The 1194-nt window shown below is 62.9% G+C and carries 1 protein-coding gene; it reads right to left on the bottom strand.

The annotated features are described in order from the left end of the window. Nucleotides 1–11: 11 nt before the first annotated feature. The gene (locus ABZV91_RS32490) at nt 12–1148 is read right to left on the bottom strand and encodes an IS630 family transposase (RefSeq protein ID WP_355249535.1); all 1137 of its coding nucleotides are present in this window, start codon (nt 1146–1148) and stop codon (nt 12–14) included. Nucleotides 1149–1194: the final 46 nt, after the last annotated feature.

A 1194-nucleotide genomic window follows, 5' to 3' on the forward strand; every position in this document is an offset into this window, starting at 1 on the left:
CTAGTGCCTCGTCAAGCAACGTTGGGTAGGTAATCCGGGCGCCGGATTGTGGAGTTGACTGCGAACTCTGTCTTGGGGCGGGCGTGCTGGTTGTGCCAGCGGATGTAGGCGCCGATCGCCGTGTCTTGCTCGTCGTGGCTGCGGTGGTCGGTGCCGTTCAAAGCGAAGTACCGCAACGCGGCGAACTCCGATTCGATCCAGTTCAGCCAGGACGAATACGTCGGCAAGAACACCAACTCCACATTGTTCGCTGCGGCCCAGTCCCGAACCTCGGCCCGTTTGTGCGGAGAGAAGTTGTCGGCGATGAAGTAGAGCTTCTCGCCGGGCCAACGAGCCCGCAGGGTCTTGAGGAATGCCAGGAACTCGATCCACCGTTTGCGGTCCCGGATCCGGTAGTGAATACGGCCGGTGGCCAGGTCCAACGCACCGAGTAGGTGCCGCACGCCGTGGTCACGGTGGTAGGTCGCCCGCAGCCGCTTCGGTTTGCGGGTCGGGAACCAGCCGCGTCCTGGTCGGGGTTGCAGGTTCAACGGCCCGAACTCGTCGACGCAAAGCACTCGCCCGTCGGCGGGCGGGTGGTCGTAGAGATCGAGGATGCGGTTCATCTTCGTGGTGAAGTCGGGGTCGGTGCCTGCTTTCCAGGTTTTGGTGGCTTGCCACGACACGCCCTGCTCGCGCAGGATCGTGCGGAGTGTTTCGCGGCTGATATCAGCGATCTTGCTGGTGGCCAGCATGTCTCGTAGTTTCGACAGGCTCCAGGTCGAGAACGGGTGGCCGAGGTCACGGGGGCAGCACCGGGCGATGCAGGCGATGCGTTCACGCGTCGCCCGATCCACCTTCGGCGGCCTGCCCCCGCTCCATTTTGGGTCCAATGCTTCGAACCCCCGTTCGTTGAAGTCGTGGATCACTTGCCGCACATAGGCTTGCGAGACCTGCATCAACCGTGCTATCGCCGGGACCGGTTGATGCTGCGCTGAGGCCATCACCACGATCGCGCGACGGGTCCTGATCGGCTGCCGGCTCGTTTTGGTGATCTTCTGCAATCTGCGTCCCTCCTCCGGGGACACCTCCCGCACGAACACTTCTGGTTTCCGGGCCAATGACAACACCTCCACCGGCAGCATCGCCGTCGGCGACCAGACGATCAAACCGACACTCGGATTACAACCGCAACCTATCTGGACGAGGCACTAG

The sequence above is a fragment of the Nocardia sp. NPDC004568 genome, assembly GCF_040609955.1.
Classification (GTDB): Bacteria; Actinomycetota; Actinomycetes; order Mycobacteriales; family Mycobacteriaceae; genus Nocardia.